The sequence below is a fragment of the Brevibacterium sp. genome, assembly GCF_022712115.1.
GTDB classification, from domain to species: domain Bacteria; phylum Actinomycetota; class Actinomycetes; order Actinomycetales; family Brevibacteriaceae; genus Brevibacterium; species Brevibacterium salitolerans.
In genome coordinates, this window is the sequence record NZ_JALAHB010000080.1 from 1 (window position 1) to 4433 (window position 4433).

General features: G+C 69.0%; 4 protein-coding genes. 3 read left to right on the forward strand and 1 reads right to left on the reverse strand.

Going from position 1 to position 4433, the window contains the following annotated elements; all coding sequences use genetic code 11:
* Window positions 1-350 precede the first annotated feature (350 nt).
* Window positions 351-1694: an NADP-specific glutamate dehydrogenase gene (gene gdhA, locus Q0A33_RS04950; RefSeq protein ID WP_291793995.1), complete on the forward strand. Its 1344-nt coding sequence runs from the start codon at window positions 351-353 to the stop codon at window positions 1692-1694.
* A gap of 124 nt (window positions 1695-1818) precedes the next feature.
* On the opposite strand, the gene Q0A33_RS04955 is transcribed toward gdhA, so the two are convergent.
* Window positions 1819-2367: a flavin reductase family protein gene (locus tag Q0A33_RS04955; RefSeq protein ID WP_291793998.1), complete on the reverse strand. Its 549-nt coding sequence runs from the start codon at window positions 2365-2367 to the stop codon at window positions 1819-1821.
* Between Q0A33_RS04955 and Q0A33_RS04960 the strand changes: the two genes are divergently transcribed.
* Both Q0A33_RS04960 and Q0A33_RS04965 read left to right on the forward strand, forming a co-directional pair.
* Window positions 2366-2626: a DUF3039 domain-containing protein gene (locus Q0A33_RS04960; protein WP_291794001.1), complete on the forward strand. Its 261-nt coding sequence runs from the start codon at window positions 2366-2368 to the stop codon at window positions 2624-2626. The two genes, Q0A33_RS04955 and Q0A33_RS04960, sit on opposite strands and share 2 nt — an antisense overlap.
* Window positions 2627-4411, forward strand: coding sequence for a DEAD/DEAH box helicase (locus tag Q0A33_RS04965; RefSeq protein WP_291794003.1), 1785 nt, complete (start codon window positions 2627-2629; stop codon window positions 4409-4411).
* Window positions 4412-4433: the final 22 nt, after the last annotated feature.

A 4433-nucleotide genomic window follows, 5' to 3' on the forward strand; every position in this document is an offset into this window, starting at 1 on the left:
AGCGCTGATGGTACTGCACTTTTGTGGGTGTGGGAGAGTAAGTCACTGCCGCAATATTCGTTGGTTGGGTTGAGGCCCTCATGCTGCATGCCCCCCTGTTTGTGGGGGTGTGTGGTGTGGGGGCCTCCCCTCATTCACGGGAGTTTCAGGCAGTCCCCTCGTCACGGAGGGAATGAACCTCGGTGCTGTGGTGGGTGGGATCGTGTGGCTGGTCCTGGTATGGCTGGAGAGCAGCCTTTCGGGGGACACCCTCATGTGTCGTTACATCCATACGGCGTCATTCGCAAATCGTGTCTCATCATCCGAATGCCCTGCATGGATCCGGCGCTCTCGGCTATACACTCGCGTCCATGTCACTTCATCCCGCACTTGTGCCCATCTATGAGACCGTCCTGCACAGGAACCCCGGGGAATCCGAGTTCCACCAGGCCGTGCATGAAGTGTTCCAGAGCCTCGGCGCAGTCGCCGACCGCCACCCCGAGCTGGTGGACACCGGCGTGATCGAACGCCTGTGCGAGCCCGAGCGCCAGATCATCTTCCGTGTCCCGTGGGTCGACGACTCCGGCAAGGTGCAGATCAACAGGGCCTTCCGTGTCGAGTACAACTCCGCGCTGGGTCCCTACAAGGGCGGTCTCCGCTTCCACCCGACCGTCTACTTGGGGATCGTGAAGTTCCTCGGCTTCGAGCAGATCTTCAAGAACGCCCTCACTGGCATGCCCATCGGCGGCGGCAAGGGCGGCTCCGACTTCGATCCCAAGGGCAAGAGCGACAACGAGATCATGCGCTTCTGCCAGTCCTTCATGACGGAGATGTACCGCCATCTCGGGGAGCACACGGATGTGCCTGCGGGCGACATCGGCGTGGGCGGCCGCGAGGTCGGATACATGTTCGGTCAGTACAAGCGGATCACCAACCGGTATGAGGCCGGCGTCCTCACGGGCAAGGGCCTGGACTACGGCGGTTCCATGGTGCGAACCGAGGCGACCGGGTTCGGCCTCGTCTACTTCGTCCGGGAGATGCTGGCCTCGCGGGGCCTCGATCTGCGGGGCAAGACCGTGAGCGTGTCCGGGTCCGGCAACGTGGCGATCCACGCGGCGCTCAAGGCGCAGGAGCTCGGTGCCACGGTCGTCGCCGCCTCGGACTCCCAGGGCTACGTCTACGACTCGGCGGGTCTCGACATCGACCTCCTCACCGAGATCAAGTTCCAGCGCGGCGAGCGGATCTCCGTCTATGCGGATGAGCGGACTACCGCGACCTATCACGCAGCCGGCAACGTCTGGACCCTTCCCGTCGACATCGCGCTGCCGTGCGCCACGCAGAACGAACTCGATGAGGAGAGCGCCAAGAACCTCGTCTCGAACGGGCTCGTGGCCGTGGCGGAGGGCGCGAACATGCCCTGCACCCCCGGTGCGATCAAGGTCTTCAACGAGGCCGGTATCCTGTTCGGCCCCGGCAAGGCGGCGAACGCCGGCGGTGTCGCCACGTCTGCGCTGGAGATGCAGCAGAACGCCTCGCGGGATTCGTGGAGCTTCAAGCGCACCGACGCCAAGCTGGACGAGATCATGACCGGCATCCACGAGGCGTGTGCGCGTGCAGCGGCGGACTTCGGCTCCCCCGGCGACTACGTGACTGGTGCGAACATCGCGGGCTTCCAGCGGGTGGCGCGTGCGATGGTGGCGCAGGGCGTCGTCTGATCCGATTCACCGGGACCCGCCACTGAGCGAGCGGGTCCTACTGCGTCCCCGGCACAGCTCCGGGGCCCTCCCCGGCGGTCCCCGTTGCCCCTGCCTCGCAGGGTGCAGCGGGGACCGCGGCGTCTCAGCGGGGCGCGGGGCGGTGGTAGTCGTCGGCCCAGTGCACCAGGGGCGGCACCGGCGGAGCGGACTGCGGCCCCATCGCAGTCACCTCGCCCACGAGCAGATCGTGGGTGGCCGCAGTGAGGCGCTGGACGATCCTGAGGTCGAACCATGCGGCGCAGCCTGAGATGACGGGGGAGCCGGACGGGGCGTCCAGAGTGTCCACGGAGTCCAGGAGGCCGCGCAGCGGCTGCCCCGGCTCACCGAGCCACTGTGCGATGCCCTTCTGCTCCGCCGTGAGGATGCTCAGCGCGCAGGTCTCGGCGCTCTCGAGGGTCTCGGCCATGCGTGAGCCGGAGTAGACGCTCACGGCCATCGTGGGCGGGTCGTAGGAGACGTCCAGGAAGGAGTCCACCGTGATCGCCTGGCGCAGGCCGTGGCGCGTCGTGCCCAGCACCGCCACCGGGCGCGGGAAGAGACCTGCGAGCCGGCGGTACTCCTCGGCGGTGTGAGCCACCTCGGTCGCGGGGGAGGCGTGTCGCCGCGCGGACGGATCTAGAATGGGTGCCATGTCTGAAACCTATCCCGCCGGCGGCGGCGCTGCGACACTCGACCGCCTCGAACAGGAACAGCTCACGGAGCCCGGCGACCACGAGCGCTTCTCCCACTACGCGCCCAAGGCCAAGATCATGGAGGCCATGGTCAACGGCACCCCGGTGGTGGCGCTGTGCGGCAAGGTGTGGGTGCCCACGCGTGATCCCGAGCGCTTCCCCGTCTGCCCGCGCTGCCGGGAGATCTTCGAGTCGATGCCCGAAGGGCCGCAGGAGTAAATGACGGCACAGCGTGTTCCCGGCACCCATGCCGCTGAGCAGCTGTCGCCAGCCTTCCCCGAGCGCGCCGCGTGGGGGACTGCCGGCAAGCTGCGCGCATGGCAGGCCGAGGCCCTGGAACTGTACTTCTCACAGTCGCCGCGGGACTTCCTCGCGGTGGCGACCCCGGGCGCCGGCAAGACGACGTTCGCGCTGCGGCTCGCGGCGGAGCTGCTTGCACAGCGGATCGTCGACCGGGTGACCGTGGTGGCGCCCACCGAGCACCTCAAGGTGCAGTGGGCGGACGCCGCTGCACGGGTGGGGATCAAGCTCGATCCCCACTTCCGCAACGCCCAGGGACGCCATGCCCCCGGCTTCCACGGAGTGGCGCTCACCTATGCCCAGGTGGCGGCGAAGCCGGCCCTGCACAGGAACCGGACCGAGGCGGCCCGGACCCTCGTGATCCTCGACGAGGTGCACCACGCCGGCGATGCGCTTTCCTGGGGCGACGGCGTGCGTGAGGCGTTCGAGCCCGCGCGGAGGCGCCTGGCCCTCACCGGCACGCCGTTCCGTTCGGACACCTCTCCCATCCCGTTCGTCACGTACGAGGAGGACGCGGAGGGCATCCGCACCTCCAAGGCCGACTACACCTACGGATACGCCGAGGCGCTCAAGGACGGCGTGGTCCGCCCGGTCCTGTTCCTCGCCTATGCGGGGGAGATGCGCTGGCGGACCAAGGCGGGCGACGAGATGTCGGCCGTGCTGGGTGCGGAGGCCACGAAGGACATCCACTCACAGGCGTGGCGCACGGCGCTCAACCCGGAGGGCGAATGGATCCCCGCGGTGCTGCGGGCCGCGGACAAACGGCTCACGGAAGTGCGGCGCACCGTGCCGGATGCCGGAGGGCTCGTCATCGCCACGGACCAGACGGCCGCGCGCGCCTATGCCAAGCAGCTGAAGGAGATCGTCGGCGAGCCCGTGACGGTCGTGCTCTCCGACGAGGACGGCGCCAGCGGCAGGATCGAGGAGTTCCAGCACTCCACACGGCGCTGGATGGTCGCCGTCCGGATGGTGTCGGAGGGCGTCGACGTGCCCCGCCTCGCCGTGGGCGTCTACGCCACCTCGGCCTCGACGCCGCTGTTCTTCGCCCAGGCGATCGGCCGCTTCGTGCGTGCGCGCAAGCGAGGCGAGACGGCCTCGGTGTTCCTCCCGAGCGTGCCGATCCTCATGGCCCTGGCGAACTCCCTCGAGGAGCAGCGCGACCACGCCCTGGACCGCAAGCCGGATCCGGACGACGAGGGGCTCATCACCTTCGACGACGACGAACTCGCACGCGCCAACCGGGCGGAGGGCGCGAGCGACGATCTGCTGGGCTCCTTCGAGGCGCTCGACTCGCAGGCGAGCTTCGACAAGGTCCTGTTCGACGGCGGCGAGTTCGGCGCGGGCGGGGCGGTGGGCTCCGAGGACGAGATGGACTTCATCGGCATCCCGGGGCTCCTCGAACCGGACCAGGTCTCCGCGCTGCTGCGCAAGCACCAGGCCGAGCAGCTCTCGCGCCGCTCGCGCGAGGTCGTGGAGCCGGCCACCCCGGCCACGGACGAGTTCGAGCACCGCGCGCTCAAGGAGGACCGGAACCGCCTGCAGAGCCTGGTGGGCGCATGGTCGCGGCGCACCGGGCAGCCCCACAGCACGGTGCACGTGGAGCTGCGCAAGGCCTGCGGCGGCCCCGCGGTCGCGGAGGCCACCCCGCAGCAGATCCGTGACAGGATCACCAAGCTCGAGGCCTGGTTCGTCGGCCGGAGGTGAGGGAGCGCACGCAGGCCCCCGC

What these genes read in the sequence shown, in the direction of transcription:
- Q0A33_RS04960 (WP_291794001.1), top strand. Translation starts at nt 2,366, where the DNA reads ATGTCTGAAACCTATCCCGCCGGCGGCGGCGCTGCGACACTCGACCGC.
- Q0A33_RS04965 (WP_291794003.1), top strand. Translation starts at nt 2,627, where the DNA reads ATGACGGCACAGCGTGTTCCCGGCACCCATGCCGCTGAGCAGCTGTCG.
- Q0A33_RS04955 (WP_291793998.1), bottom strand. Translation starts at nt 2,367, where the DNA reads ATGGCACCCATTCTAGATCCGTCCGCGCGGCGACACGCCTCCCCCGCG.
- gdhA (WP_291793995.1), top strand. Translation starts at nt 351, where the DNA reads ATGTCACTTCATCCCGCACTTGTGCCCATCTATGAGACCGTCCTGCAC.